20 protein-coding genes and 1 pseudogene are annotated in these 25,044 nt (G+C 75.0%); 14 read left to right on the forward strand and 7 right to left on the reverse strand.

From position 1 onward, the window contains the following. Positions 1-6: 6 nt before the first annotated feature. Positions 7-534 carry a GNAT family N-acetyltransferase gene (locus CLV34_RS09055; protein ID WP_100349990.1) on the reverse strand — a complete coding sequence of 176 codons (528 nt, stop codon included), beginning with the start codon at positions 532-534 and terminating at the stop codon, positions 7-9. A 181-nt stretch (positions 535-715) separates the two neighbouring features. Further along, positions 716-907, reverse strand: coding sequence for a 50S ribosomal protein L28 (rpmB, locus tag CLV34_RS09060; protein ID WP_100349991.1), 192 nt, complete (start codon positions 905-907; stop codon positions 716-718). Positions 908-1,209: 302 nt separating this feature from the next. On the opposite strand from rpmB, the gene CLV34_RS09065 reads away from it, so the two are divergent. The 9 genes from CLV34_RS09065 to mutM all read left to right on the forward strand — a co-directional run bounded on the left by CLV34_RS09065 (position 1,210) and on the right by mutM (position 9,535). After that, complete coding sequence (locus CLV34_RS09065; RefSeq protein WP_157803776.1) at positions 1,210-2,856, forward strand: DAK2 domain-containing protein; 1,647 nt, start codon at positions 1,210-1,212, stop codon at positions 2,854-2,856. Then, complete coding sequence (locus tag CLV34_RS09070; protein WP_100349993.1) at positions 2,853-5,117, forward strand: ATP-dependent DNA helicase RecG; 2,265 nt, start codon at positions 2,853-2,855, stop codon at positions 5,115-5,117. Before CLV34_RS09065 ends, CLV34_RS09070 begins: the two co-directional genes overlap by 4 nt. 80 nt (positions 5,118-5,197) lie before the next feature. Next, the gene (gene rsmD, locus CLV34_RS09075; protein ID WP_100349994.1) at positions 5,198-5,764 is read left to right on the forward strand and encodes a 16S rRNA (guanine(966)-N(2))-methyltransferase RsmD; all 567 of its coding nucleotides are present in this window, start codon (positions 5,198-5,200) and stop codon (positions 5,762-5,764) included. An 83-nt stretch (positions 5,765-5,847) separates the two neighbouring features. Beyond that, the gene (coaD, locus tag CLV34_RS09080) at positions 5,848-6,333 is read left to right on the forward strand and encodes a pantetheine-phosphate adenylyltransferase (protein WP_100349995.1); all 486 of its coding nucleotides are present in this window, start codon (positions 5,848-5,850) and stop codon (positions 6,331-6,333) included. A gap of 39 nt (positions 6,334-6,372) precedes the next feature. Beyond that, entirely contained in the window at positions 6,373-6,885 is a 513-nt protein-coding gene (locus tag CLV34_RS09085) for a hypothetical protein (protein ID WP_100349996.1), read from the forward strand. Between the two features lie 210 nt (positions 6,886-7,095). Next, on the forward strand, positions 7,096-7,680 hold the full coding sequence (locus CLV34_RS09090) for a YceD family protein (protein WP_100349997.1): 585 nt from the start codon (positions 7,096-7,098) through the stop codon (positions 7,678-7,680). 2 nt (positions 7,681-7,682) lie between these two features. Then, on the forward strand, positions 7,683-7,877 hold the full coding sequence (gene rpmF / locus CLV34_RS09095; protein WP_100349998.1) for a 50S ribosomal protein L32: 195 nt from the start codon (positions 7,683-7,685) through the stop codon (positions 7,875-7,877). Positions 7,878-7,968: 91 nt separating this feature from the next. After that, positions 7,969-8,613, forward strand: coding sequence for a ribonuclease III (gene rnc / locus CLV34_RS09100; protein ID WP_211289414.1), 645 nt, complete (start codon positions 7,969-7,971; stop codon positions 8,611-8,613). Continuing rightward, positions 8,606-9,535: a bifunctional DNA-formamidopyrimidine glycosylase/DNA-(apurinic or apyrimidinic site) lyase gene (mutM, locus tag CLV34_RS09105; RefSeq protein ID WP_100349999.1), complete on the forward strand. Its 930-nt coding sequence runs from the start codon at positions 8,606-8,608 to the stop codon at positions 9,533-9,535. Before rnc ends, mutM begins: the two co-directional genes overlap by 8 nt. 17 nt (positions 9,536-9,552) lie before the next feature. Here mutM and CLV34_RS09110 read toward each other — a convergent pair whose 3' ends face one another. Further along, a complete protein-coding gene (locus tag CLV34_RS09110; protein ID WP_100350257.1) occupies positions 9,553-10,503 on the reverse strand; it encodes an NAD(P)-dependent oxidoreductase in 951 nt (316 codons plus the stop codon). Between the two features lie 166 nt (positions 10,504-10,669). Here CLV34_RS09110 and ilvD point away from each other — a divergent pair, with 166 nt between their 5' ends. The 3 genes from ilvD (at position 10,670) to CLV34_RS09125 (ending at position 14,330) form a co-directional block, all read left to right on the forward strand. Continuing rightward, on the forward strand, positions 10,670-12,523 hold the full coding sequence (gene ilvD / locus CLV34_RS09115; RefSeq protein WP_100350000.1) for a dihydroxy-acid dehydratase: 1,854 nt from the start codon (positions 10,670-10,672) through the stop codon (positions 12,521-12,523). Between the two features lie 47 nt (positions 12,524-12,570). Beyond that, entirely contained in the window at positions 12,571-13,989 is a 1,419-nt protein-coding gene (locus CLV34_RS09120) for a dipeptidase (RefSeq protein WP_100350001.1), read from the forward strand. Positions 13,990-14,066: 77 nt separating this feature from the next. Further along, complete coding sequence (locus CLV34_RS09125; RefSeq protein ID WP_100350002.1) at positions 14,067-14,330, forward strand: hypothetical protein; 264 nt, start codon at positions 14,067-14,069, stop codon at positions 14,328-14,330. Positions 14,331-14,350: 20 nt separating this feature from the next. Here CLV34_RS09125 and cydC read toward each other — a convergent pair whose 3' ends face one another. The 4 genes from cydC to CLV34_RS09145 are packed head-to-tail and all read right to left on the reverse strand — an operon-like array spanning position 14,351 to position 20,454. Further along, the gene (gene cydC, locus CLV34_RS09130) at positions 14,351-16,114 is read right to left on the reverse strand and encodes a thiol reductant ABC exporter subunit CydC (RefSeq protein ID WP_100350258.1); all 1,764 of its coding nucleotides are present in this window, start codon (positions 16,112-16,114) and stop codon (positions 14,351-14,353) included. Beyond that, the gene (gene cydD / locus CLV34_RS09135) at positions 16,111-17,859 is read right to left on the reverse strand and encodes a thiol reductant ABC exporter subunit CydD (RefSeq protein WP_100350003.1); all 1,749 of its coding nucleotides are present in this window, start codon (positions 17,857-17,859) and stop codon (positions 16,111-16,113) included. The genes cydC and cydD overlap by 4 nt, the downstream gene beginning before the upstream one ends. Then, on the reverse strand, positions 17,856-18,947 hold the full coding sequence (gene cydB / locus CLV34_RS09140; RefSeq protein WP_100350004.1) for a cytochrome d ubiquinol oxidase subunit II: 1,092 nt from the start codon (positions 18,945-18,947) through the stop codon (positions 17,856-17,858). The genes cydD and cydB overlap by 4 nt, the downstream gene beginning before the upstream one ends. 10 nt (positions 18,948-18,957) lie before the next feature. Continuing rightward, positions 18,958-20,454 carry a cytochrome ubiquinol oxidase subunit I gene (locus CLV34_RS09145; protein ID WP_100350005.1) on the reverse strand — a complete coding sequence of 499 codons (1,497 nt, stop codon included), beginning with the start codon at positions 20,452-20,454 and terminating at the stop codon, positions 18,958-18,960. Positions 20,455-20,942: 488 nt separating this feature from the next. On the opposite strand from CLV34_RS09145, the gene CLV34_RS09150 reads away from it, so the two are divergent. Together CLV34_RS09150 and CLV34_RS09155 are read left to right on the forward strand one after the other, a co-directional pair. Continuing rightward, on the forward strand, positions 20,943-24,440 hold the full coding sequence (locus CLV34_RS09150; protein ID WP_245859133.1) for an Rne/Rng family ribonuclease: 3,498 nt from the start codon (positions 20,943-20,945) through the stop codon (positions 24,438-24,440). 132 nt (positions 24,441-24,572) lie between these two features. After that, a pseudogene (locus tag CLV34_RS09155) lies at positions 24,573-25,037 on the forward strand (GNAT family N-acetyltransferase); the annotation flags it as partial. Between the last annotated feature and the right edge of the window lie 7 nt (positions 25,038-25,044).

Consider the following 25,044-nt stretch of genomic DNA (forward strand, 5'->3'; position numbering starts at 1 on the left):
CGTCCGTCAGGCGCGGCGGCGGTACCGCACCTCGGTGAGGTCCGCACCGCCGAGGTCCTCGCGCCGTTCGACGCCGTCCGGCGCGAAGCCGTGGCGGCGGTAGAAGTGCCGCGCGCGGTCGTTGTCCGCGAGGACCCACAACGTGATCGTGGCGCCCGCCGAGACGGTCGCCAGGACGGTCCGCATGAGGTCCCGCGCCACACCCCGCCCCCACGCCTCGGGGTCGAGGTAGATCGAGTACAGCTCGAGGTCGCCCGGCTCGGCGTCCTCGTCGCGCGCCGGGCCGACGCTCGCGAACCCGAGGGTCCGCCCGTCGCCGAGCGCCACCCAGGTGTCGTGGGAGCCGTCGCCGAGCCACGTGCGCCAGGCGCGGGCGCGCTCGTGCTGGTCGAGGGACGCGAGGTAGGCGTCCGGCACGATGCCCGCGTAGGCACCGCGCCACGACGCGATGTGGACGGTCGCGATCGCCTCGGCGTCGTCGGTGTCGGCCACCCGGATCGTCACGGTCTCCGGCTCGTGCGTGCCCTGGTCCACGGGGTCTCCTTCGGACGGTGCTCCAAGCGTCCAGGGTCCCACCGGAACGGTGGCCCGTCGACCGCCCGCCGGGTGGCGGGGGCGTGGCGAGCGCGTGAACGTCTCGGGGCATGACGAGAGCCCGCCGGTCCGTGGACCGACGGGCTCCCGTCGAAAGGCTCGGGCGGTGTGCCCGCGCGGCTCAGGCCGGGCGGGTGACCTTGCCGGCCTTGAGGCACGAGGTGCACACGTTGACGCGCTTCGGGGCACCGCCCACGATCGCGCGGACGCGCTGGATGTTCGGGTTCCAGCGGCGCTTGGTACGCACGTGCGAGTGCGAGATGCTGTGCCCGAAGCCCGGGCCCTTGCCGCAGACGTCGCAGTTGGCAGCCACGGTTTGCTCCTGATCGTCGTGCACGCCCACGCGTCCGACACGTTCGGAAGCCCGGGCGAGGGGATTGGTCTGGGGGAGGCACGCCGCCCGTCTCCGGGGCGTGCGCATGCTGCCGGTGTGAACAGGCAACCTCGATATGGTAGCCGACGAACGACCCCGTACTCAAACCGCGCCTCCGGGCGCGCACCCGACCCGGCACCGACCTCGCACCCGTCCTGCACCGACGCGCTGCGGCGCCGACCCGTCACCGCGACGCACCCGAGCGACCCGAGCGACCACCGACCCCTCAGGAGCCCCCGACCGTGAGCCCCGTCCTCGACGCGACCGTCGTCCGCAGCTGGGTGCGCGCCACGGTCGACGCCCTCGGCGCCGTGCGCGCCGAGCTCGACGCCGCGAACGTCTTCCCCGTGCCCGACGGCGACACCGGCACCAACCTCCTGCTGACCTTCCGGGACGGCGCGCGCGAGGTCGAGGCGGCCGAGCACGCCGAGCACGCCGAGCACGCCGAGCACGCCGAGCACGGTGCGGGTGGGACGGCCGACGCCGCCACGCTCCTGGCGGCGCTCGCGCGGGGGTGCGCGCTCGGCGCCCGCGGCAACTCGGGCGTCATCCTCGCCGAGTGGGTCAGAGGCCTGGCCGCCGGGCTCACGGACGGCTCCGGGCCCGACGGGGCGGCGCAGGCGCTGACGCGCGCCGCGGCGGCCGCGCACGCGGGCGTCGCCGAGCCCGTCGAAGGCACCATCCTCACCGCCGCGACCGCGGCCGCACGCCGCGCCCTGCGTGCCGCGTCCCGCGGACCCGCGACGGTCGAGGTGCCGGTCGTCCTGGCGGCCGCGCTCGCCGGGGCCGTCGACGCCCACGCGCGCAGCGACCACGACCTGCCCGTCCTCGCGGAGGCAGGGCTCCGCGACGCGGGAGCCCACGGGCTCGTCGTCGTGCTGCGCGAGCTCGCGGTCGCGTCCGGCGCGCCGGACGCCGGCGTCGTGCACCCGGTCGTGTCGGTGCCGTCGGGGAGCATCGACGCAGCGGGCGGTCGGCCCGGCGCGCCGCCCCGGGCGGGCCGGGCTCCTGCGACGAGCCCGGTCGGAGCCGTCCGGGCGGACGACGAGAACGTCACGGGAGGCGAGTTCGAGGTCATGCTGAGCCTGGTCACGGGGGACGCGTCCGCCGCACGGGTGCGTCCCGAGCCCGCGGCGGCACTGAGGGGGGCGCTCGCGGCGGTGGGGGACAGCGTGGCCGTCGTGGGCGCCGCGCCGCTCTGGCGTGGTCACGTGCACACGGGGTCGCCCGTGGCGGTCCTGGCGGCGGCCGACGGAGTCGCGGGTGCGCTCGTCAGCGACGACGGGCCGCTCGGTGGGCGCGGCAGGCTCTCCGACGTCCAGGTGCGCCGGCTCGCGGGGACCGTCACCGGGCAGCGCCCGGGCGTTGTCGCCGTGTGCGCGGCTCCCGCCCTGGTGGGCGAGGTCGCCCGCGCGGGAGCCGTCGTCCTCGTCCCGGACGCCGGGGGACGCGTCGGCGCGGGTGCCGTGCGGCGGGCCTGCGACGAGTGCACACCGGACCCGGTGGTGCTCGCGCCCCGTACGGCGTGGGCGGGCGAGCCGCCGGCCCACGCGCTGGTCGCGCCGACGGACCTGCACGTCGTGGCGGCGCTCGGCGGGCTCGCGACGAGCGCGCCCGCGACACCCGGTGAGGTGCGGGACGTCCTGCGGGACGCGGTCGCCGGGATCCGGGTGGCGGCCGTCGCCGGCCCCACGGACCCCGCGCTCGACGACCTGCTGCACGGGGCGGCGGCCGGCGCTCTCGTGACGCTCCTGCACGGCGAGCGCGTCGACGTGGACGGGACGCGCGAAGCGGTCGCCGAACGGGTGCCCGGTGCGGAGGTCGTCGTCCTGGCGTCGGGCCGGGACGACGCCGCGCTGCTCGTCGGGGTCGAGGGCGGCGCGGCATGAGCGCGCGACTCGAGGAGCCGCTCACGAAGGCGCTCGGCGCCCGCACCGCGGGGGCGTTCGCGAAGCTCGGTCTCGAGACGGTCGGCGACCTGCTCGAGCACTACCCGCGCCGGTACGAGGCGCCGGGTCGACTCACCGACCTCGCGACCCTCGTCCCGGGGGAGCACGTGACCGTGCTGGCCCGCGTGCAGCAGGCGACCGTGCGGCGGATGCGTTCGCGCGACGGCGCGCTCCTGGAGGTGCGCGTCACCGACGGGGTGGGCTCGCTCGACCTGACGTTCTTCGCCCGCAAGGCGGGTGTCCTGGGCTTCCACGAGCGTCGGCTCGTGCCGGGCCGGACGGCGCTGTTCACCGGCACCGTGGGGGAGTACCGCGGGCGGCGCCAGCTCAGCCATCCCGACTACGAGCTGCTGGGTGCCGACGGCGAGGGCGCCGACGAGGCCATCGAGGCCGCGAGCCGTCCGATCCCGATCTACCCGGCGGGCGCGTCGGTCGCGACGTGGCAGATCCACCGGGCCGTCCGGACCGTGCTCGACACCCTCGCCGAGGACGAGGTCCCGGACCCCGTGCCGCACGACGTCCTCGCGGAGCGCGGGCTCGTCCCCCGGTTCCGCGCCCTGCACGACCTGCACGTGCCGACGACCGACGCCGAGTGGCGGCGTGGGCGGGTGCGCGTCCGGTTCGAGGAGGCGTTCGTGCTGCAGACGGCGCTGGCGCAGCGTCGGACGCGGGCTGAGCGGCGAGCCGCCGCCGCGCGGCCCCCTCGCCCCGGCCCGGGCGTCCTCGCGGCGTTCGACGCGTCCCTCCCGTTCACGCTGACGGGCGGGCAGCGCGAGGTCGGGGCCACGATCGCGGCGGACCTGGCCCGCGATCGCCCGATGCGACGGCTGCTCCAGGGCGAGGTCGGGTCCGGCAAGACCGTCGTCGCGCTGCGCGCCATGCTCCAGGTGGTCGACGCGGGCGGTCAGGCGGCGCTGCTGGCCCCGACGGAGGTCCTGGCGGCGCAGCACGCCCGGTCGCTCGCGGCGCTGCTCGGTCCGCTCGCCGAGGGCGGGATGCTCGGGGGCACCGAGCACGCGACCCGCGTCGCGCTGCTCACGGGGTCGCTCGGCGCGGCGGCGCGCAAGGCGGCGCTGCTCGACGCGGCGAGCGGAGCCGCGGGGATCGTCGTCGGGACGCACGCCCTGCTGGGCGACCAGGTGCAGTTCGCGGACCTCGGGCTCGTCGTCGTCGACGAGCAGCACCGGTTCGGTGTCGAGCAGCGCGACGCCCTGCGTGCCAAGGGGTCGTCCGAGCCGCACCTGCTCGTGATGACGGCGACACCGATCCCGCGCACGGTCGCGATGACGGTCTTCGGCGACCTCGAGACGTCGGCGCTCACCGAGGTGCCGGCCGGTCGGGCAGCGAGGGTGACGCACGTCGTGCCCGCGAGCAACGACGTCTGGGTCCGGCGCACGTGGGCGCGCGTGCGGGAGGAGGTCGACGCGGGGCGACGCGCGTACGTCGTCGCACCGCGGATCCACCCCGACGACCCGGGCGCCGCCGACGGGCCCGCGGGTCCGACCGCGCCGGCCGGTCGACCCGGCACCGACGAGACGGACGACGTCCTCGACTTCCTCGACGAGCCGACCGAGGGCGGCGCGCCGCCGCTGCGAGCCGTCCTCGAGGTCGCCGAGGAGCTCCGGGCCGCCCCCGAGCTCGCGGGCGTCGGGATCGGCGTGCTGCACGGCCAGCTGCCGCCCGCCGACAAGGACCGGGCGATGGCGGCGTTCGCGGACGGTTCCGTCCCGGTCCTCGTCGCGACGACCGTCGTCGAGGTCGGCGTGGACGTGCCGCAGGCCACCGTGATGGTGGTCCTCGACGCGGAGCGGTTCGGCATCTCACAGCTCCACCAGCTCCGCGGGCGGGTCGGACGCGGCACCGACCCGGGGCTGTGCCTGCTCGTGTCCGACGCGCCGCCCGGCTCGCCCGGCCGGGCCCGGCTCGACGCGCTCGCGGCGACGACGGACGGCTTCGAGCTCGCGGAGGTCGACCTGGAGCTGCGCCGGGAGGGCGACGTGCTCGGGGCCGCGCAGTCCGGCCGGTCGAGCTCGCTGCGGTTCCTGCGGGTCGTCCAGGACGCGGCCGTCATCGAGGACGCGCGGTCCGCGGCGGTGCGCCTCGTGGCGGACGACCCCGAGCTGGTCGGCGCCCCGGCGCTCGCGGCGGCGATCGCGGAGCGCCTGGACGCCGAGCGCGAGGAGTTCCTCGAGCGTGCCTGACGCCGGCGGCGCACGGCCGACGGCGGCCGGCGGCCGGGCCGCGCACGCGTCCCGTCGCGGGGCTCGCTAGGGTCGAGCACGTGACGAGGATCGTGGCGGGCACGGCAGGTGGGCTGGCGCTGGAGGTACCCGTGAAGGGCACCCGGCCGACGAGCGACCGGGTGCGGGAGGCGATCTTCTCCCGGTTGGAGCACCTCGGCGCGGTCGAGGACGCGCGCGTGCTCGACCTCTACGCAGGGTCGGGCGCGCTCGGTCTCGAGGCGCTGAGCCGCGGGGCGCGCACGGCGACGCTCGTCGACGCGGCGCGGGGCGCCGTCGAGGCGTGCCGGCGCAACGCGCGCGCGCTCGGGTTCGCCGACGTGCGGGTCGCCCAGCTCCCGGCGGAGCGGTTCACGCGCGACGCGCCGACGGTGCCCTGGGACCTGGTGCTGATCGACCCGCCCTACGACGTGACGGAGCCTGACCTCGCGCTCGTGCTGCGCCAGCTCGCGGCGGACGGCGTGCTCGCCGACGACTCGACGGTCGTGGTCGAGCGCTCGTCCCGCGGCCCGGAGCCGACGCTGCCGGACGGCTGGGTGCTCGACGAGCGCAAGCAGTACGGCGAGACGTCGGTCTACTACGTGTCGCCGGGCGGTACCGCGGCCTGACTGCTGTCCGACCTGACGGCGATCCGGCGCGACGGCGGTGCGCCTCCCGGGGCCGGACGTCGCGCTGGGCTAGCGTGCGGCGCGTGAGCCTCGCCGTCTGTCCCGGTTCCTACGACCCGATCACGCTCGGGCACCTCGACGTGGTCCGTCGCGCCCGGGGCGTGTTCGACGAGGTGGTCGTCGGGGTCGCGCAGAACGCCGGCAAGTCGGCGCTGCTCGCCGTGGCGGAGCGGGTCGACCTGGCGCGGGCGGCGGTCGCGGACCTCGACGGGGTCCGGGTGGAGCCGGTGCCGGGGCTGCTCGTGGACTTCTGCCGGAGCGTGGGAGCCCGCGCGGTGGTCAAGGGTCTGCGCGGCGGTGCGGACTTCGACGGCGAGCTGCCCATGGCGCTCATGAACCGTCATCTCGCGGGGGTGGAGACGTTCTTCCTGCCGGGTGACCCGGCGCTGGCGCACGTCGCCTCCTCCCTCGTCAAGGACGTCGCGCGGTACGGCGGCGACATCGACGACCTCGTGCCCGAGGGTGTGGGCGACGCCGTGCGCGCCGCCCTGGCCCGCGGGCGTGCCTGAACACCGGCCGGACCGGAACGGAACTGCAAGGAGAACCACATGAGCACCGCACCGGCGCAGGGCAACGACCCGGTCGCAACACTCACGGCCATCGTCCAGGACCTCGCGGACCTCGCGTCCGCGGCCCGGCCGGTCCCGCTGAGCCATCAGGTCCGGGTCGACAAGGAACAGCTCGAGGCGCTCGTCGAGGAGCTGCGCGAGGCCGTGCCGCACCAGCTCGCGGAGGCGGACCGTGTCCTCGAGGACGCCGACCGCGTGCTCGGGGAGGCGCACGAGCAGGCGGAGGACGTCCTCGCGACGGCGCGGGCGCGGGCGATCGAGCTCGTCCAGCGTGAGCACGTCGTCGCGCAGGCGCAGGCGCGTGCCGGGCAGATCGTCGCGGCCGCCGAGGCGGAGGCGGACGCGATCCGGCAGGAGGCGGACGACTACTGCGACAAGCGTCTCGCGGCGCTGCAGGACACGCTGACGTCGGCGAGCGTCCAGGTGGCGGCCGGGCGGCGCCGGCTGGCGGAGCGTGCGGTGCAGCGGTCGGTCGACGCGCCCACGAGCTGAGCGGGCCCGAGCGCGTGACAGCGCGCGCAGGTTGAGGGCGCTGCTCGTGATGCCGTAGACTAGACCTTTGGTCCTGCCGTTCCGTCTCCCGGTCTTCCGGGTGAGGGTCGGTGGAGCGGTCGCTCCACCGGGTGGACGGGACCGAGATCGCCCCCACCTCGCAGCGTGACGTCGTCGCGCGCGTCCGGGGGCAGCCGGAGACGACACGACATGGAGCACCACATCACCACCGACCCGCGGTCGCCGTTCACCCTCGACACCGTCGAGCTGAGCCGTCGTCCCGGGTCGCAGCGTGTCGTGGAGCGCACCGCGCCCGCACCGGCCGATCTCGGTACCGACGTCATCGGCGTCCCCGAAGGGACCGACCTGGAGCTGCTGGTGCGGCTCGAGGCGGTCATGGAGGGGGTCCTCGTCACGGGCGAGGTCCGGGGTCGTGCCGTCGGGGAGTGCGTGCGCTGCCTGGAGGAGGTCGTCGACGACGTCGACGTCACCTTCCAGGAGCTCTACGTCTACCCCGAGCGGGCACGGGCCGCGGCCGAGTCGGGAGACGAGGACGAGGAGCTCCGCGAGCTGGACGGCGACCTGGTCGACGTCGAGCCCGTGGTCCGGGACGCGGTCGTGACTGCACTACCATTTCAACCGCTGTGTCAGCCGGACTGCCCGGGACTGTGCTCCGAGTGCGGAGCGCGTCTGGCGGACGACCCTGATCACCATCACGACGTGGTCGACCCTCGCTGGTCGGCACTGCAGAGCATGTTCGACCCGAACGTGCCCGACGAGACGAAAGAGAGCTAGCCGTGGCTGTTCCGAAGCGCAAGATGTCGCGCAGCAACACCCGTGCGCGCCGTTCGCAGTGGAAGACCACCGCCGCGAACCTCACGACGTGCCCCCAGTGCAAGGCTGACAAGCTGTCGCACACCGCCTGCCCCACCTGCGGCAGCTACAAGGGCCGCACGTACGCGGCGGCGCTCCGTACCGAGCACGGCGCCTGAGCGGACGCGCGTGTCCGCACAGCAGCCTCGTCCCCGCGGGACGTCCGGCGCCGGTGCGGTGAACGAGCTCATCGAGAAGCTCGGGGTCCAGATGGACCCCGAGCTTCTCGTGCTGTCCCTGACTCATCGCTCGTTCGCCCACGAGGCCGGCGGCATCCCGACGAACGAGCGCCTCGAGTTCCTCGGTGACTCGGTGCTCGGCTTTGTCGTCACGGAGAGCCTCTACCGCACGCACCCCGACCTGCCCGAGGGGGAGCTCGCGAAGATGCGGGCGGCCACGGTGTCGCAGCGCGCGCTGGCCGCGGTCGCACGTGACCTCGGCCTGGGGGCCCACATCCTGCTCGGCAAGGGCGAGACGCGCACCGGCGGCGCCGACAAGGACTCGATCCTGTCCGACACCGTCGAGGCGATCATCGGTGCCGTCTACCTGAGCGCGGGGGACGGCGCGGCGCGCGAGCTCGTGCACCGGCTCGTGGACAGCACGCTCGACCGAGCCGCCGACCTCGGCGCGGGTCTCGACTGGAAGACGTCCCTCCAGGAGCTGTCGGGCGAGCTGGGCCTGGGTGCGCCGGTGTACCGCTGGGAGGCCGACGGTCCGCCGCACGCCCGCGTGTTCACCTCGGTCGTGCTCGTCGGCGAGCGCGTCCTCGGGACGGGCAAGGGCACTGCGAAGAAGCATGCGGAGCAGCAGGCCGCCGAGAAGGCGTACGCGCGGCTCGCGGAGGAGCGTGCCTGAGCTGCCCGAGGTCGAGACCGTCCGGGACGGGCTCGCCCGGCACGTCCTCGGGTCGCGCGTCGTCGCGACCGAGGTGCTGCGCGACTGGTCGGTCCGGCGGCAGCCCGGTGGGGCGGCCGAGCTCGCGGACCTGCTCACGGGCGCCCGGCTGACCGCTGCGGCACGGCGCGGCAAGTTCCTCTGGGTCGAGCTCGACGACACCGGCGGGCAGCGCGGCCCGCTGGCGCTCGTCGCCCACCTCGGGATGAGCGGCCAGCTCCTGGTCCGGGACGCGGACGACCTCGGCGACCGGTCCCGGCACCTGCGGGTCCGCCTCGTCCTCGACAGCCCCGAGGGGCGCGAGCACGCCCTCGACTTCGTCGACCAGCGCACGTTCGGGTACCTCGCCGTCGTGCCGCTCGTCCCGACACCTGACGGTGCGCCGGGCGGCCTCGGCAGCACCGCCCCGCTGGTCCCCGAGACCGTGGTGCACGTCGCGCGCGACCTCCTCGACCCGGCCGTCGACCACGACGTGGTCGTCGAGGCGATGCGTCGCCGCCGCACCGGTCTCAAGCGTGCGCTCCTCGACCAGTCCCTGGTCTCGGGCGTCGGCAACATCTACGCCGACGAGGCGCTGTGGCGCGCGCAGCTCCACTTCGCGCGGCCGACCGACACCCTGCGACGCGCCGAGGGTGCGCGTCTGCTCGCCGCGGCCGAGGACGTCGTGCGCGAGGCGCTCGCGCAGGGAGGCACGAGCTTCGACGCGCTCTACGTGAACGTCAACGGCGCCTCGGGGTACTTCTCGCGCTCGCTCGCGGTGTACGGGCAGGAGGGTCGGCCGTGCCCCCGCTGCGGCACCGCGGTGCGGCGGGACGCCTTCATGAACCGGTCGTCGTACACGTGCCCGCGCTGTCAGCCGCGCCCCCGCAACGGGCGCTGGTGAGCGCGGGCGCTCGTCCGTCAGCGGTCGACGACGTTGCGCAGCGCCTCGCCGGTGCGCAGGGCCTCGACGTTGGCGACGACGAGCTCGTCGGCGTGCTGGGGGCGCCCGCCCGCGACGTGCGGCGTGAGGATCACGTTCGGGGTGTCCCACCAGGGTGAGTCGGCGGGCAGCGGCTCGGTGGCGACGACGTCGAGCGCGGCGCCCGCGATGCGTCCGTCGCGCAGCGCGGCCTGGAGCGCCGGCTCGTCGACCGTCGCGCCCCGGCCCACGTTGACGAACCAGGCGTGCCGGGGCAGCTGCGCGAGGACGTCCGCGTCCAGGGCGCCGCGCGTCGACTCGAGCGCGGGCAGCACGGACAGGAGGACGTCGGCCGTGGGGAGCACGTCGGCGAGGTCGGCGTCGGACACCACGGGGAACCCGGCCCGCTCGCCCGCGGCGCTCGCGACGCCGGTGACGCGGGCGCCGAGCGCGGCGAGCAGCGGCGCGAGCCGCTGGGCGATCGACCCGAAGCCCCAGACGACCACGTGCGCCCCGTCGAGCGTCGAGAACCGCTCGCCGGCGGGCCGTGTCTGCTCGCGCTGCAGCTCTCCGGCCCACCGGCGCTCGCGCTGGGCGTCGGCGCACACGTCGAGGCGGCGCGCGGCCGCGAGGACCAGGGCGAGCGCGTGCTCGGCGACCGGTCCGTCGTGCAGGCCGCGGCCTGACGCGATGGTGACGTCCGGGGCGAAATCGGTGCGGAGCAGACGGTCCGGGCCCGCCATGAGGCCCTGGACGAGCCGGAGCGCGGGCAGGGCTGCGGGTGCGGCGGCGAGCAGGTCGTGCGAGAGGTCCCACGCGACGAGCACCTCGGCGTCCTCGGAACCGGCCGGGAACGGCCCCTTGCGCGGGTAGGCCACGAGGTCGTCGTGGGGCAGCGCGGTCGCGAGGGCGTCGAGGAGCGGGACGGTGTCGGGCACGAGGATCTTCACCCGTCGACCGTACGCCGTGGACGCCGTGCCACCCGCCGGTGACGTCGCTCCGACGGTCGGCAGGCGGACGTCCACGACTCATCAGGCGAGATGAGGCGTACGCTGCACCGTGGCTCGCGCGAGCGGGCACACCCCCCGAGAACCCCGATCCACGAGGAGCGGACACGTGCCCCAGCTGAGGTCCCGAACGGTCACCCACGGACGCAACATGGCGGGAGCCCGCGCGCTCATGCGCGCGTCGGGCGTCGCCGGCGCGGACATCGGTCGCAAGCCGGTCATCGCGGTCGCGAACTCGTTCACGGAGTTCGTCCCGGGGCACACGCACCTCCAGCCCGTCGGGCGCATCGTGTCCGAGGCGATCCAGGCGGCCGGGGGGATCGCCCGGGAGTTCAACACGATCGCCGTGGACGACGGCATCGCGATGGGCCACGGTGGCATGCTCTACTCGCTGCCCAGCCGTGACCTCATCGCCGACTCGGTCGAGTACATGGTCCAGGCGCACTGCGCGGACGCGCTCGTCTGCATCTCGAACTGCGACAAGATCACGCCCGGCATGCTCATGGCGGCGCTGCGCCTCAACATCCCGACGGTCTTCGTGTCGGGAGGGCCCATGGAGGCCGGCCGCGCGACGCTCGTCGACGGGACGGTCCGCAAGCTCGACCTCATCGACGCGATGACCAACGCGGTCAACGAGGACGTGTCCGACGAGGACATCAGCCGCATCGAGGAGAACGCCTGCCCGACGTGCGGCTCGTGCTCCGGCATGTTCACCGCCAACTCGATGAACTGCCTCACCGAGGCCATCGGGCTCTCGCTGCCGGGGAACGGCTCGGTCCTCGCGACGCACACCGCCCGCCGTGCGCTGTACGAGAAGGCGGGCGCCACTGTCGTCGAGATCACCAAGCGCTACTACGACGGCGACGACGCGTCCGTGCTGCCGCGCTCGATCGCGACGCCCGCCGCGTTCGAGAACGCCATGGCGCTCGACATCGCCATGGGCGGCTCGACGAACACGATCCTGCACCTGCTGGCCGCTGCCCAGGAGGCCGAGATCGCCTACGGACTCACCGAGATCAACGAGGTCTCGCGCCGCGTGCCGTGCCTCGCGAAGGTCGCGCCGAACGTCGCCCCGCAGGGCACCTACTACATGGAGGACGTCCACCGCGCGGGCGGCATCCCCGCGCTGCTCGGCGAGCTGTACCGCGGCGGCCTGCTCAACGAGGACGTCCACACCGTGCACTCCGACTCGATCAAGGAGTGGCTCGGCACGTGGGACGTGCGCAGCGGCGAGGCGTCCGACGAGGCCCTGGACCTGTTCCACGCGGCGCCCGGCGGCCAGCGCTCCGCGACCGCGTTCTCGCAGTCGTCCCGCTGGGAGAGCCTCGACACCGACGCCGCGAACGGCTGCATCCGCGACGTCGCGCACGCCTACTCGAAGGACGGCGGCCTCGCGGTGCTGCGCGGGAACCTCGCCGTCGACGGTGCTGTCGTCAAGACGGCGGGCGTCGACGAGTCCATCTGGACGTTCGAGGGCCCGGCGGTCGTGTGCGAGTCGCAGGAGGAGGCCGTCGACAAGATCCTGCGCAAGCAGGTCGTCGCCGGCGACGTGGTCGTCATCCGCTACGAGGGCCCCAAGGGCGGCCCCGGCATGCAGGAGATGCTGTACCCCACGTCGTTCCTCAAGGGCCGCGGGCTCGGCAAGGTCTGCGCGCTCGTGACCGACGGCCGCTTCTCGGGCGGGACGTCCGGCCTGTCCATCGGCCACGCGTCGCCCGAGGCCGCTGCCGGTGGCACGATCGCGCTCGTCGAGGACGGCGACCGCATCCGCATCGACATCCCGAACCGCTCCATGGAGCTGCTCGTCGACGACGTGACCCTCGAGGAGCGTCGCCTGGCGCTCGGCGGCGTCTACGCGCCGAAGGGGCGCGACCGCCAGGTGTCCGCCGCTCTGCGGGCCTACGCCGCGATGGCGACGAGCGCCGACAAGGGCGCGGTCCGGGACGTGTCCAAGCTCGGCTGAGCACCCGCCCGCACGACGGCTCGTTCCTCCGGTGAGAGGGTGGGGGCATGGCTGACACCACCCCCGCCCCGTCGTCCTCCGCCGTCGACGTCGCGCCCGTGCGCGACGCCGTCGACGGTCTCCTCCCGCGGGCGCTCGACGACCTCAGGACCCTCGTCGCGATCCCCTCGGTCGCCGACGAGCGGCTGTTCCCGCACGAGGAGTGCGTTCGGGCCGCCCAGTGGGTCGCCGACGCGTTCCGGGCGGAGGGCATCGACGACGCCCGCCTCGAGCCGACGCCCGACGGTTCGGACGTCGTCGTCGGGTACCGGCCCGGGCCGCAGGGCGCACCCACCGTGCTGCTGTACGCCCACTACGACGTGCAGCCGCCGCTCGACGACGCCGCGTGGACGACGCCGCCCTTCGAGCTGACGGAGCGCGACGGGCGCCTCTACGGTCGCGGCGCGGCCGACTGCAAGGGCAACATCGTCGCCCACCTCACCGCGCTGCGGGCCCTGCGTGCCCTGCGGTCGGCGGGCGGCGACGACGGCTTCCCCGTCGGGGTGCGCGTGCTCATCGAGGGGAGCGAGGAGCAGGGCACCGGCGGTCTGGAGCAGTACGTCGAGCAGCACCCCGGCGAGCTCGGCGCGGACGCGATCCTCATCGCCGACACCGGCAACGCGGCCCTCGGCGTCCCGACCCTCACCGTGACCCTCCGCGGGATCGCGAACGTCGTCGTGAGCGTGGAGGCCCTCGCCGGAGAGATCCACTCCGGCATGTTCGGCGGCGCCGCCCCCGACGCGCTCGCGGCGCTCGTCGTGCTGCTCGCGACCCTGCGCGACGCCGACGGGAACACGACGGTCGACGGCCTGGACACCACGCAGGTGTGGGACGGCGTCGCGTACGACGAGGACCAGTTCCGCACCGATGCCGGCGTCGTCGACGGGGTCGGCCTGCTCGGCTCCGGCAGCGTCGCCGACCAGCTCTGGGCGCGGCCCGCGCTCACGATCCTCGGCATCGACGCACCGAAGGTCGTGGGCTCGTCCGCGGCGATCCAGCCGCGCGCCGCCGCACGCCTCAACCTGCGCGTCCCGCCCGGCACGGACCCCGACGACGCCCTGGAGAAGCTCACCGCGCACCTGCACGCGCACGCACCCTGGGGCGCCCGGGTGACAGTCGAACCCGAGGGGACCGGCCAGCCGTTCCGCGCGCGCACGTCCGGGCACGTCTTCGACACGCTCGCGCAGGCGCTCGCCGACGCGTTCGGCGCGGCCGAGACCACGACGGCCGGCCAGGGGGGCTCGATCCCGCTGTGCAACGTCCTCCAGGACGGTTACCCCGACGCCGAGGTGGTGCTGCTCGGCGTCGAGGAGCCCGCGTGCCTCATCCATGCGCCGAACGAGAGCGTCGACCCGGGGGAGATCGCCCGGCTCGCCGTCGCCGAGGCCCTGTTCCTGACACGTCTCGGGGCGACCCCGGCGGCCTGAGCGAGCGGAGATGGCGTGACCCGGTTCGCGCTCGACGCGACCGCGCTGCGCGTGGTGCGCGGCGAGGTGCTGGTGGCGTGCGCGAGGGTCGACGGCTGCTGGAGGGTGTCGCGTCGCTGCGGGTACGTCTGCTCAACGACCGGGTGTCGCGCGCCACCGCCTGGACCCTGGCGACCGAGCTCGGCTGGCACGACACGGCACCCGCCGAGTACCTCGCCGTCGCAGTGCTGCAGGCCGATGCCCTCGTCGCCGACGACCCGCTGCTCCGGGCGGGTGCGACCGGGCGGGTCGCGCTCGCGGACGAGGATCTGCTCGGAGTCCCGGACGACGCCGCGAGATGACCGAGCAGGGCGCCCGACCTTCAGGGTGCCGCGCCGCCCGGCCCGACCGCCCACCGGTAGTCGGCGGAGGTCGCCAGCAGCTCGTCGTGCGTGCCGGACGTGAGGACGCGGGCCGGACCGCCGTCGGCAGCGGGCGCGAGCAGCACGACCCGGTCGGCCGCCGCGAGCGCCCCGAGGTGGTGCGTCGCGACGACGACGGACCGGCCGGTGCGCGCGAGCCCGAGGACGGTCCGCACCATCGCGTCGGCGGACGCGGGGTCGAGGTGCTCGGCCGGCTCGTCGACGAGCAGCACGGGTGCGTCCGCCAGCAGCGCCCGCGCGAGCAGCAGCCGACGGCGTTCGCCGCCCGAGACGGCGGCCCCGGCCGCCCCGACGCGGGTGTCCAGCCCGGCGGCCGTCGCGTCCAGCCAGTCGGTCAGGCCGACCGCGGCGAGCGCCGTCCGGGCCTCGTCGGCGGTGACGTCCCCGCGTGCGACGCGGAGGTTCTCGAGCACCGTGGTGTCGAACAGGTGCGCGTCCTCGGCCGTCCAGGCCGCGTCCGCGTGCCGCACGAGGTGCCCCGAGACCGGCGCGAGCAGGCCCCCGAGCGTCAGCAGCAGGGTCGTCTTGCCCACGCCGCTCGGTCCGACGACGGCGAGCGTGCCGCCCGCGGCGAGGTCGACGTCGACACCCGTCAGCACGGCGGTGCCTGCGTGCCCGACCGCGAGGTCCTGCGCCGACAGCACCGGGGGCGCGGCTGCGCCGGGCACCGGCTCGGGTCCCGGAGCGACCGGCACGGGCGCCCGTGCCGGAAGGGCCTCCGCGGCGTCGAGCAGCGCCATGATGCGGGCGGCGGCCTCACGCGAACGACGAAGCTGGACCGCGGCGGCGGGGAGGGCCCCGACGGCCTCGAACGCCGCGAGCGGCGTGAGCACGACGACTGCGAGCTCGACGGGCGTCAGACGCCCCGACTGCACGGCCGACGTGCCGAGCACGAGCGACGCGACGACGGCCGCGCCGGTCGCCGCGGTCGTCAGGGCGGCGCTCCACGCCGAGGTGCGGGCGCCCTCGTCGGACGCGCGCACGAGGTCCCGGTCGGCCTCGCGCAGGGCCGTGGCCCGGTCGTGGACACCACCCGACACGGTCAGCGGGCCGGTGTCGCCGAGGACGTCGAGGGCGGCCGAGCCCATGCGGGTGCGGGCGTCGGCGGACCGCCCCTCGGTGCCCGCCGCTCCCCGGTCGGCCAGCCACGGGGCGAGGACGCCCGCGACGAGCAGCGTCGCCGCGAGCGCGACTCCCGCCTCGGGCAGGAGCACGCCCACGATCGCGACGGACAGCGCGGAGACCCCGACCGCCACACCGGCGGGCACGACGGTCCGCACGACGACGTCGCCGACCGCGTCGGCGTCGGTCCCCGTGCGGGCGAGCAGGTCGCCCTCGCGCAGCGCGGCGACGGCCTCGGCGCGGCCCGTCGAGAGTCGTGCGTAGAGGTTCTCGCGCAGCCGGGCGACGCCGCGGAGCGCGACGTCGTGCGACGCGAGCCGCTCGACGTAGCGCAGCGTGCCGCGGCCCACGCCGAACGCCCGCACCGTGACGACCGCGACGGAGAGCGTGAGCACGGGGGGCTGCTGCGACGCCCGGGCGATGAGCCACGCGGAGACCGCGGCGAGGCCGACGGCGCAGCCGAGCGCGAGCGTGCCGAGCAGGACGGCGACGAGCACACGGCGGGGACTGACCTCGAGCAGGGCGACCGCGCGTCGCAGCGGTGTGGTCGTGGGTCGCGCGGCCCGCCCGGGAGCGGTCATGCGACCGCCGCCGGAGCTCCGGTGGCGCGCACGACGGCGGACCGCACGTCCACGACGCGGTCGCACGCGGCCACCAGCGCGGGGCGGTGAGCCACGACGACGACGGTCCGGCCGTCGTCGCGCAGCGCCCGCACCGCGGCGACGAGGTCGCGCTCGGAGGCCGCGTCGAGGTGCGCGGTGGGTTCGTCGAGCACGACCAGCGGGACGTCCCGGAGGAGCGCGGTGGTGAGCGCCACGCGCTGCGACTGGCCGACGCTCAGGCCGAGGCCGCCGCGACCCAGGGGTGTCGCCCAGCCGTCCGGGAGCGCGGCGACCACGGCATCGAGCCCGGTGGCACGTGCCGCCCGGCCGCGCCGCGCCGCGTCGGCCGGGGGGCGCGGGTCGACGGTGGACGTGCCCTCGACGACGTCGGCGAGGGTCCCGGGGCCGAGCGTCGGACGCTGGGGCACCCAGGCGACCTGCCGCCACAGGTCGTCCAGGTCGACGTCCGAGAGGTCCACCTGCGCGGGCCCGACAGGGTCGCGGTCGGTGCCGCTCGGGCCGCCCGTCACGGGCCGCACCACGACGCGTCCGCGGGTCGGCGCGACGAGCCCGAGCAGCACCTGCACCGCGGTGGACTTGCCGGCGCCGTTGGGGCCGACGAGCGCGACGGCCTCGCCGGGCGCGACCGCGAGGTCGAGCCCGGAGGGTGCCACGAGGTCGCGCCCCGGAGCCTCGACGTCGACATCCTCGAGCACGAGCACGGCGCGCGTGAGGTCGACGCGGACGCCGCCGGCGCGGCGCGCGGGAACGGGGAGCTCGAGGACCTCGAAGGCCGCCGAGGCGGCTGCGATACCGTCGCGGGACGCGTGGAACTGGGCGCCGACCTGCCGCAGCGGCAGGTACACCTCGGGTGCGAGGACCAGCACGGCGAGCCCGGTGAACAGGTCCATGCGCCCGTCGACGAGCCGCAGGCCGATCCCGACGGCGACGATCGCGACCGACAGGGTGGTGAGCAGCTCGAGGACCATGCCGGACAGGAACGCGTACCGCAGCGTGGCGGTCGTGGCGCGCCGGTTGGCCTCGCCGAGCTCACGGACCCGGGCGCGCGGCCCGGCGGCGCGGCCGAACGCCCGCAGGGTGGGCAGGCCGGCGACGAGGTCGAGGAGCTGGTCGCCGAGCCGGGCCAGCGTCCGCAGGCGCCGCTCGGCTGCGCCCTCGGTGAGGCGCCCCACGAGGACCATGAAGAGCGGCACGAGCGGCAGCGTGACGACGACGATCACGCCGGAGACCCAGTCGAGACCGAACGTCACGACGACGAGCAGCGGCGTGACGACCGCGGTCAGCAGGAGCTGGGGGACGTACCGCACGAAGTAGGGCTCGAGGTCGTCCAGGCCGCGGGTGACGAGCGTCGCGACGCCCGCGGCGTCGGGCGACGCCCGCCAGCGCGGCCCGAGCGCGACCGTGTGCTGGACGACGGCCTCGCGCAGCTCGCCGACCGTGGTGCGCGCGGCGCGTACGGCGAACCGTTCCTGGCACCACGCCACCGCGGCCCGGGCCGCCACGACGCCCGCGAGCCACCCGACACGCCCACGGATCGCCGGGAGGTCCACGCCGTCGTGCACGACGGCGGCGAGGGCGGACGCGAGCAGCAGCGCCTGCGCGACGACGAGGACGCCCGCGACCGCGCCGAGGACCGTCGTGAGCGCGAGGTGGGTGCGGGCCGCGCGGGCGTACCGCAGGAGCCGGGGGTCGAGCGGCTTCACCGCGTGCCGGACGCCGCTGCCCGGTCGGTGGCGTCGTCGGCGTCGTCGCGGGGCGCGCGCAGGCTCAGGCCGATCGGGTCGGGGATGGCCTCGGCGGTGAGCCGCTTGCGGAACACCCAGTACGTCCACCCCTGGTAGAGCAGGACGAGCGGCGTGAGGACCACCGCGACCCAGGTCATGATCACGAGCGTGTAGTGGGTCGAGCTCGCGTTGTCGACGGTGAGCGAGTTCGCGGGGTCGGTCGCCGGCATGACGTTCGGGTACATGGCACCGAAGATCAGCACGACCGCGGCGACGATCGTCACGGCCGAGGTGACGAAGGCCCAGCCCTCACGGTCGACCCACACGGCCGCGACGAGCGCGAGCAGGGCGAGCGCAGCGACGACGACGGCCGCCCACGTCCAGTCGTTGCGGGAGTACGCGAGCTGGGCCCACAGCGCCCAGGCGCCCGCGACGACGAGCGTCACGACCGACAACGGGCGGGCGAGCCGCAGGGCGCGCTCGTGGATCGTGCCGCGGGTCTTGAGCGCCAGGAACACCGCGCCGTGCGACACGAAGAGCGCGAGCGTGACGACGCCGCCCAGCAGGGCGAACGGGTTGAGCAGCGCCCAGAACCCGCCGACGTAGTTGTGCGCCGCGTCGAGGTCGACGCCCCGCACGAGGTTCGCGAACGCGACCCCCCACAGGATCGACGGCAGCCACGACCCGAACACGATGCCGCGGTCGCACCAGCGGGCCCAGCCCGGGTCGGAGATCTTGCCGCGGTACTCGAAGCACACGCCGCGCACGATGAGCGCCACGAGGATCAGCAGCAGCGGCAGGTAGAACCCGGAGAAGAGCGTCGCGTACCACTCGGGGAAGGCCGCGAACGTCGCGCCGCCCGCGGTGAGCAGCCACACCTCGTTGCCGTCCCAGACCGGCCCGATGCTGTTGATGACGACGCGCCGCTCCTTGTCGCGGATCTCCGGGTCCTTCTCCTTCGCGAGGATCGGCAGGAGGATCCCGACGCCGAAGTCGAAGCCCTCGAGCACGAGGTAGCCGGTCCACAGGACCGCGATGATGATGAACCAGAGGGTCGTGAGCTCCATGTCCGGCTCCTCAGTACGCGAAGGACAGCGGGCGGTCGGCGTCGTCCTCGGACCGCGCCTCGGGCGAGTCGTCGTGGACCTCGTCGGGCACGCCCTCCACGACGTACCGGTGCATGAGCCGGTACCAGACGACCGCGAGGCCGCCGTACAGGAGCGTGAAGACGATCATCGAGGTCAGGACGAGACCGGGCGCGATGTCGGAGACCCCGCGCTCGGTGAGCATGCGGACGTCGTCGAGGCCGCTGGGGTTCGGTGCGACGACCCAGGGCTGCCGTCCGGTCTCGGTGAAGATCCAGCCGAAGGAGCACGCGAGGAACGGCGCGGGGAGGGCCCACAGGGCGGCGCGACTCAGCCACCGCGAGCCGTTCACCTTGTCCTTGCGCGTGACCCACCAGGCGTAGAAGCACAGGATGATCGAGAAGAGCGCCCACCCGATCATGAGGCGGAAGCTCCAGTACGTCAGGGCGAGGTTGGGTCGGTAGTCGACCGGCGTCCCGTCGGCGGTCGTGTCGCCGTAGCGCTCCGTGTACTGCTGCTGGAGCTCGGTGATGCCCGTGATCTCCTGCCCGAACGTGCCGGTGGCCAGGAACGACGTGACGCCCGGGATCGAGATGACGCGCGTCGTGTCCTCGCAGTTGTTCTGCAGGTTGCCGATGGTCAGGATCGAGAACGCGGCGTTGGTCTCGGTGTGGCAGAGCCCTTCGGCCGACGCCATCTTCATGGGCTGCTGCTGGAACATCAGCTTGCCCTGCTGGTCGCCCGTGAGGAAGACGCCGACGCCGGCGATCAGCATCACGAGGCAGCCGAGCCGGATCGCCGGCCGGTACACGACCCGGGCCGTGTCGACGTCCCCGGGGCGCCCGCGGCGCACCAGCCGGACCATCCACCACGCCGCGATCGCGCACACGAACGTGCTCGCCGTGAGGAACGCCGCGGTCACCGTGTGCGGGAACGCCGCCCACAGCGTCGAGTTCGTCAGCACGTCCGCGATGCTGTTCATCTCGGCGCGCCCGGCCTCCGCGTTGTAGGTGACGCCGACCGGGTGCTGCATCCACGAGTTGGCCGCGAGGATGAAGAACGCGGACAGGTTCACGGCGATCGCGACCAGCCAGATCATCGCGAGGTGCAGCTTCTTGTTGAGCTTGTCCCAGCCGAAGATCCACAGCCCGAGGAACGTCGACTCGACGAAGAACGCGGCGAGCGCCTCCATGGCCAGGGGGGCTCCGAACACGTCGCCGACGAAGCGCGAGTACTGCGCCCAGGTCATGCCGAACTGGAACTCCTGGACGATCCCGGTCACGACACCGAGCGCGAAGTTGATGAGGAAGAGCTTCCCGAAGAACTTCGTGAGCTTGAGCCAGTGCTCCTTGCCGGTGACGACCCAGGCCGTCTGCATGATCGCCACGAGGGGCGCCAGGCCGATCGTCAGCGGGACGAAGATGAAGTGGTAGACGGTCGTGATGGCGAACTGCCACCGGGCCAGGGCGAGAACGTCCGAGGGGTCCATGTGCGCGCTCCGTGGGGGGCCGTGAGGTGCGACGACGTGCTTCCTGAACGGTAGGCCCATCGGCCGGAGCGCACGACCCCGAACCACCCCGTTGTGGGACATGACACGTGTACGGGACGGTGACGACCATCACGGACACCTGTCAGGACGCACGGGGTGGTGGCCAGGCCTCGGCGGGTGAACGGTCGGCGTGGCGGGCGTCCTCGTCGTGATCGACTCGTGACCTCTGTGCGATACTTCTCGTGGTCGCCGGACCCCGCACGTCCGACCGGCCGCACGGCTCGCAGCACCCCGCGACTCGCGGAGCGGCCGCCGTCCCTGCATCGTTCGCAGCGGACCGGCAGGCGCTCGGCGACGGCCGCGAGGCGCGCGCCGCCACTGACGACTTCCGTCGCCGTGGGCGTCCTCCGGGACCCGCGAGCGACGACCGAACTGCCCGGGGGCACGCGGTGCGGGGGCGTTCCTTCGGGGTACCGAGGAGCGACGCCTTGAGCACCGACGAGACCACGCAGAACGGCCCGTCCGAGCAGAGCGGCGGATCCCGCCAGCGCCCCCGACGCCGCGCGACGCGCAGCGTCGGCGCCCCGACCGACGTGGTCGTGGTGCCGCAGGCCGACGGCTCGGCCGCGCAGCCCGTCGAGATCACCCTGCCCGCCCGGGCCACCGCGCCCGACGCCCGCCCGGACACGACGGCACCGCTCGACGTCCTCGCCGAGCTCGGCGACAAGGCGCCCGCGCCCGCCACCGGCCGCAGCCGCCGCGCGACCCGCCGCACCGGCACCCCCGACGTCGAGGTCCGCGTGCCCGAGCGCGGCGAGGCCGCGTCGCACGTCGAGGACGCGGCTGACGCAGCGACACCGGTCGCCGACCCGGCGCCCGCACCGGCCCCAGAGGTCGCCCCGCAGGCCGACCCGCCGTCCACCGCGGCAGAGGCGCCGAAGAAGCGGGCGCGCCGTGCGACGAGCCGGCCCGCGGGCGCGGCGAAGGCCGCCCCGGCACCCGAGGACGCCACCGAGCAGGCCGAGCCCACGTCGACCGCCTCCACGTCGACCGAGCCCGCGCCGGCGGCACCCGCTCCCGTCGCAGCCGACGAGGCCGAGCAGCAGGTCCCGGAGAAGAAGAAGCGCGCCCCGCGCCGGACGTCCGGCAAGAAGACGAGCGCGTCGACGACCGAGGAGTCCGCGCAGCCCGCCGAGGCGGCCGACGCTCCCTCCGAGGCGCCGAGCGCGCCCGCCGGCACGAGGTCCTCGCGTGCCGCCGCGCCGCGTGCCGCCGAGCCCCGTGCCGCAGAGCCGGACGCACCGGCCCAGCCCCCCCGCCTCGCCACGACCGCCCTGCTGTTCCAGGCGGCTGAGACGTCGACCGCGCCGCGCCGCAGCCGTCGTGCCCAGGCGCCGGCCGGCGCGCCGCGCTTCGCGGACACACCGTTCCGCGCCGCCGCGGAGCAGCCCGCGCCCGAGCGGACCGCGACCGCGCAGGCCGCCGCGACGACGCGTGCCGACGTCCCCGACGCCCCGGCCGCGCCCACGTCCGACGAGGCCCGCCGGCCCGAGGCCGAGCCCCGGGGCCGCCGCCCGCGCAAGCGCGCCACCCGGCCGGCCGCCGCGGCGAGCGAGGGCACGGCCGCTGCCGCCGCGCAGACCGACGAGCCCACGGAGGCCGCCGCGGTCCTCGAGGTGCCGACGTTCACGCTCGAGGACCTCGGCCGGGACGACCGCGAGGCGATCGACGAGGTCGAGAGCATCGAGCGCGAGCTGCTCGCCGAGGGTGTCGAGGACGAGCTGCCCGAGTTCCACGACGTCGACTTCGCCGCGGACGACGACAGCGCCGCCGACGACAGCGCCGCCGACGACGCTGCCGACGACCGCGAGGACAACGGCGGGGCGCCGCGCCGCCGCCGCCGCCGTGGTGGTCGGGGCCGTCGCCGTCCGTCGGACGCCGGTCGTGGCGACGACGCGGTCGTCACCGACGACCAGGCCGATGACGACGACAGTGCCGGCACCGACGCGCCCGAGGCCGCGCACGGTGATGAGGACGTCACGTCCGCGACGGACGGCGACGACGAGGACGGCACCGAGGGTGGCACCGACGCGGAGGGCTCGTCGAGCCGTCGCCGTCGCCGTCGCCGTCGGGGCGGGACGACGTCGGAGACGGGTCGCGCCACGCGTGCGTCGGCGCCCGCGTCCGCGTCCGACGAGGTCACCGCGCTCAAGGGATCGACGCGACTCGAGGCGAAGCGCCAGCGGCGCCGCGAGGGACGCGACGCCGGTCGTCGCCGCCAGGTGATCACCGAGGCCGAGTTCCTGGCCCGGCGCGAGTCGGTGCAGCGCTCCATGGTGGTGCGCGAGCTGAGCGGTCGGACGCAGATCGCGGTCCTGGAGGACGGCGTGCTCGTCGAGCACTACGTCTCGCAGCAGGCGCAGGCGTCGATGGTCGGCAACGTGTACCTCGGCCGCGTGCAGAACGTGCTCCCGAGCATGGAGGCCGCGTTCGTCGACATCGGCAAGGGTCGCAACGCCGTCCTGTACGCCGGTGAGGTCAACTGGGACGTCGCGGGCGTCGAGGGGCAGCCGCGCCGCATCGAGCAGGCGCTCAAGTCGGGCGACGCGATCCTCGTGCAGGTCACGAAGGACCCGATCGGTCACAAGGGCGCGCGTCTGACGTCGCAGGTCACGCTCGCGGGGCGCTACCTCGTGTTCGTGCCGGGCGGCGGCATGACTGGCATCTCGCGCAAGCTCCCCGACACGGAGCGCAACCGCCTCAAGAAGATCCTGCGCGACATCGTGCCCGAGGGTGCGGGCGTCATCGTGCGCACCGCCGCCGAGGGGGCGAGCGAGGACGAGCTGCGCGCCGACGTCTCGCGGCTGCAGTCCCAGTGGGAGGCCATCGACGCGAAGTCCAAGAGGACGTCCTCGGCGCCCTCGCTGCTGCAGGGGGAGCCGGACCTCGCCATCCGTGTGGTCCGTGACATCTTCAACGACGACTTCGGGTCGCTCGTGGTGTCCGGCGAGGGCGCGTGGGGCGAGATCTCGTCCTACCTCACCGAGCTCGCGCCCGACCTCGCGAGCCGTGCCTCGAAGTGGGCGGGCGTGGGTGACGTGTTCGCCGAGCACCGCATCGACGAGCAGCTCGCCAAGGGCATGGACCGCAAGGTCTGGCTGCCGTCGGGCGGTTCGCTCGTCATCGACCGCACCGAGGCCATGACGGTCGTCGACGTCAACACCGGCAAGTTCACGGGCTCGGGCGGCACGCTCGAGGAGACCGTGACGCGCAACAACCTGGAGGCCGCGGAGGAGATCGTCCGTCAGCTCCGGCTGCGCGACATCGGCGGCATCATCGTCATCGACTTCATCGACATGGTGCTCGAGTCGAACCGTGACCTCGTGCTGCGCCGGCTCGTCGAGTGCCTCGGCCGCGACCGGACGAAGCACCAGGTGGCCGAGGTGACGTCGCTCGGGCTCGTCCAGATGACGCGCAAGCGCGTCGGGCAGGGGCTGGTCGAGGCGTTCAGCGAGACCTGCTCGGCCTGCAACGGCCGCGGGTTCATCGTCCACCACGACCCGATCGAGCGCGGCGGCAACCACCAGCACGCGCCGGCGGAGCAGGGTGACGAGGCGGGCGAGGCGCGCCGTTCGTCGCGCCGCCGCCGCGGCAAGGCCGCCGAGCCGGTGTCGGGCAGCCCGTCGGGGGCCGCCCAGGGTGTCCCGGTGCTGCCCGAGTCCCGTGACGCGGTGCGGGCGACGCTCGCGACCATCGCGGCCGCCGCGGCGCACGCGCACGAGCACGACCACGAGGGTCACGAGCCCGCGCACGACGCGTCCGCGCAGGACGCCGTCGTCGACCGGGTCGCGGAGGGTCGCGAGACCCTGGACCTCTCGTCGATCGAGCTGCCGACGCGCGCCGAGCTCGACGCGCAGGCCGGCGCGACGCCCGAGCCCGAGGACGGTCAGGACGTCCCCGGCGACGCCGTCGAGAACGAGTCCTGACGCTCCCCGACGGGACCCGGTCGGGCGTGAACCGCCCGGACGACCTCGCGCGCAGCACCCCCGTGGTGCTGCGCGCGTGGTCGTCCGTGGGCGTACCGCGAGTGGCTCCGCCCGGACAACGAGTGGCACCGCTGGGACGGCCCCTACTACCCGGTGCCGACGGACGACGAGGCGGACGCGCTCGCGGCGCGCGCGGGCGAGCGCCCCGGGCCGGACCTGCCGCCGTCGCGCCTCGTCGTCGACGTCGGAGGGCGTCTCGTGGGCGTCGTCTCGTGGTACTGGGAGTCCGTCGAGACGCAGTGGGCGCGTATGGGCGTCACGGTCTTCGACCCCGGCCTGCGCGGGCGGGGCATCGGGCGTGCGGCGCTGTCCGCGTGGACGTCCTCCCTGTTCGGCGCGACGGACTGGGTGCGCCTCGACCTCGCGACCTGGTCCGGCAACGCGCCCATGATCGCGGTCGCGCGGGCGCTCGGCTTCGTGGAGGAGGCCCGGTTCCGTCGCGCACGGGTCGTGGACGGCGTCCGGTACGACGCGGTCGTCATGGGGGTCCTGCGTGACGAGTGGCGAGGATCGCACGGCGTGGCGGCGCGTGCTTGACTGACCG

Origin of the sequence: Luteimicrobium subarcticum, assembly GCF_002798015.1 — a bacterium.
GTDB classification, from domain to species: domain Bacteria; phylum Actinomycetota; class Actinomycetes; order Actinomycetales; family Cellulomonadaceae; genus Luteimicrobium; species Luteimicrobium subarcticum.

Coding starts and splice junctions, on each gene's coding strand:
- CLV34_RS09085 (WP_100349996.1), top strand. CDS start 6,373: ATGAGCACCGCACCGGCGCAGGGCAACGACCCGGTCGCAACACTCACG.
- rnc (WP_211289414.1), top strand. CDS start 7,969: ATGGACCCCGAGCTTCTCGTGCTGTCCCTGACTCATCGCTCGTTCGCC.
- cydB (WP_100350004.1), bottom strand. CDS start 18,947: ATGGAGCTCACGACCCTCTGGTTCATCATCATCGCGGTCCTGTGGACC.
- cydC (WP_100350258.1), bottom strand. CDS start 16,114: ATGACCGCTCCCGGGCGGGCCGCGCGACCCACGACCACACCGCTGCGA.
- CLV34_RS09090 (WP_100349997.1), top strand. CDS start 7,096: ATGGAGCACCACATCACCACCGACCCGCGGTCGCCGTTCACCCTCGAC.
- CLV34_RS09070 (WP_100349993.1), top strand. CDS start 2,853: ATGAGCGCGCGACTCGAGGAGCCGCTCACGAAGGCGCTCGGCGCCCGC.
- CLV34_RS09120 (WP_100350001.1), top strand. CDS start 12,571: ATGGCTGACACCACCCCCGCCCCGTCGTCCTCCGCCGTCGACGTCGCG.
- CLV34_RS09145 (WP_100350005.1), bottom strand. CDS start 20,454: ATGGACCCCTCGGACGTTCTCGCCCTGGCCCGGTGGCAGTTCGCCATC.